General features: G+C 53.2%; 1 rRNA gene. It reads left to right on the forward strand.

The features are described 5' to 3' along the window. Window positions 1-190 precede the first annotated feature (190 nt). Window positions 191-2,981 (forward strand): 23S ribosomal RNA (locus tag IP83_RS19205). Window positions 2,982-3,012: the final 31 nt, after the last annotated feature.

Genomic DNA, 3,012 nt, shown 5'->3' on the forward strand with positions numbered 1-3,012 from the left:
GGGGATCTGCCCCGCGCTTCTTTGACATTGTGAATGGGTTTTTAATCGATGCCGTGGTGCATTGGTGTGTGGTTCAAGGACCACAGACTGATGTGTCACTTACAGATGTTGTAAATCTGGCTGAGATTATTCGTCCATGCCTGTAAACGGCGACAGTATATGCAAGGCTGTCGTTGATGGTGTGGATTCTCAAGCGTGAGGTAAGAGCATTTGGTGGATGCCTTGGCATGTACAGGCGATGAAGGACGTGGCACGCTGCGATAAGCGTCGGGGAGTTGTGAGCAAACTTTGATCCGGCGATTTCCGAATGGGGAAACCCACCTTCACCATTTCTTCCGTGGTCCGAGCGATCGGTTCAGGGGAGAGGTGGAACAGGTATCACCGAGTTGAATAAAATAGACTTGGTGAAGCGAACCCGGGGAACTGAAACATCTCAGTACCTGGAGGAAAAGACATCAACCGAGATTCCGTTAGTAGTGGCGAGCGAACGCGGACCAGGCCAGTGCCTCATCTTCAACTAGCAGAACAGTTTGGAAAGACTGGCCATAGCGGGTGACAGCCCCGTATGCGAAAGTGATGGATGAGGACTCGAGTAGGGCGGGACACGTGTAATCCTGTCTGAACATGGGGGGACCACCCTCCAAGCCTAAATACTCGTACATGACCGATAGCGAACCAGTACCGTGAGGGAAAGGTGAAAAGCACCCCGATGAGGGGAGTGAAACAGTACCTGAAACCGAATGCTTACAAGCAGTAGGAGCCTCTTTAGGGGGTGACTGCGTACCTCTTGCATAATGGGTCAGTGACTTAGTTTATCATGCGAGCTTAAGCCGATAGGTGTAGGCGCAGCGAAAGCGAGTCTGAATAGGGCGCTAGAGTATGATGAATTAGACCCGAAACCCGGTGATCTAGGCATGACCAGGCTGAAGGTGCGGTAACACGCACTGGAGGGCCGAACCGTTGAATGTTGAAAAATTCTCGGATGAGTTGTGTTTAGGGGTGAAAGGCCAATCAAACCGGGAAATAGCTGGTTCTCCGCGAAATCTATTGAGGTAGAGCGTCGGATGTATGCCGATGGGGGTAGAGCACTGGATGGGCTAGGGGGTCGCGAGATCTACCAAACCTAACCAAACTCCGAATACCATCGAGTCTTATCCGGCAGACAGACGGCGGGTGCTAAGGTCCGTCGTCAAAAGGGAAACAGCCCTAACCTACAGCTAAGGTCCCCAAGTCATCACTAAGTGGGAAAGCATGTGGGATTTCCAAAACAACCAGGAGGTTGGCTTAGAAGCAGCCATCCTTTAAAGAAAGCGTAACAGCTCACTGGTCTAAATAAGAGATCCTGCGGCGAAGATGTATCGGGGCTAAAGTGATGCACCGAAGCTTAGGGTTCAGCGCAAGCTGAGCGGTAGCGGAGCGTTCCGTAGGCCGATGAAGCGATCTGGTAATGGGTCGTGGAGGTATCGGAAGTGCGAATGCTGACATGAGTAGCGACAAAGAGGGTGAGATGCCCTCTCGCCGAAAGACCAAGGGTTCCTGCTTAAAGCTAATCTGAGCAGGGTGAGCCGGCCCCTAAGACGAGCCCGAAGGGGGTAGTCGATGGGAACCACGTTAATATTCGTGGGCCTGGTGGTGTGTGACGGATCATGTGTATTGTCACTCCTTAACGGATTGGAGTGGCTTTGAAATGGTTCCAGGAAATAGCCCCACCGTATAGACCGTACCCGAAACCGACACAGGTGGTCTGGTAGAGTATACCAAGGCGCTTGAGAGAAGTATCCTGAAGGAACTCGGCAAATTGCCTCCGTACCTTCGGAAGAAGGAGGCCCCACATATGCGCAAGCACTTGTGGGGGGCACAGGCCAGGGGGTAGCGACTGTTTAGCAAAAACACAGGACTCTGCTAAGTCGGCTTCAAGACGACGTATAGGGTCTGACGCCTGCCCGGTGCTCGAAGGTTAAGAGGAGGAGTGCAAGCTCCGAATTGAAGCCCGAGTAAACGGCGGCCGTAACTATAACGGTCCTAAGGTAGCGAAATTCCTTGTCGGGTAAGTTCCGACCTGCACGAATGGCGTAACGACTTCCCCACTGTCTCCAGGATATGCTCAGCGAAATTGAATTCTCCGTGAAGATGCGGAGTACCCGCGGTTAGACGGAAAGACCCCGTGCACCTTTACTGCAGCTTCAGAGTGGCATTAGGAAAGAATTGTGTAGCATAGGTGGGAGGCTTTGAAGCACCGGCGCCAGCTGGTGTGGAGCCATAGGTGAAATACCACCCTGTTGTTTTCTGATGTCTAACCCAGGACCGTGATCCGGTTCGGGGACCCTCTGTGGCGGGTAGTTTGACTGGGGCGGTCGCCTCCTAAAGAGTAACGGAGGCGCGCGATGGTAGGCTCAGGACGGTTGGAAACCGTCTGTTAGAGTGCAATGGCATAAGCCTGCCTGACTGCGAGACTGACGAGTCGAGCAGAGACGAAAGTCGGTCATAGTGATCCGGTGGTCCCTCGTGGAAGGGCCATCGCTCAACGGATAAAAGGTACGCCGGGGATAACAGGCTGATGATTCCCAAGAGCTCATATCGACGGAATCGTTTGGCACCTCGATGTCGGCTCATCACATCCTGGGGCTGGAGCAGGTCCCAAGGGTTTGGCTGTTCGCCAATTAAAGTGGTACGTGAGCTGGGTTCAGAACGTCGCGAGACAGTTTGGTCCCTATCTGCCGTGGGCGTCGATACTTGAGAGGAGTTGCCCCTAGTACGAGAGGACCGGGGTGAACATGCCTCTGGTGTACCTGTCATTCCGCCAGGAGTGCAGCAGGGTAGCTATGCATGGACGGGATAACCGCTGAAAGCATCTAAGCGGGAAGCCTCCCTCAAGATTAGGTATCATCGAGTCGTGGTAGACCACCACGTTGATAGGCCGGGTGTAGAAGTGCGGTAACGTATGGAGCTAACCGGTCCTAATAACTCTGTTCATGCTTGAGAATTCCACCATCAATGACAGCCTTGCTGATC

The sequence above is a fragment of the Novosphingobium sp. AAP93 genome, assembly GCF_001296055.1.
GTDB lineage: Bacteria > Pseudomonadota > Alphaproteobacteria > Sphingomonadales > Sphingomonadaceae > Novosphingobium.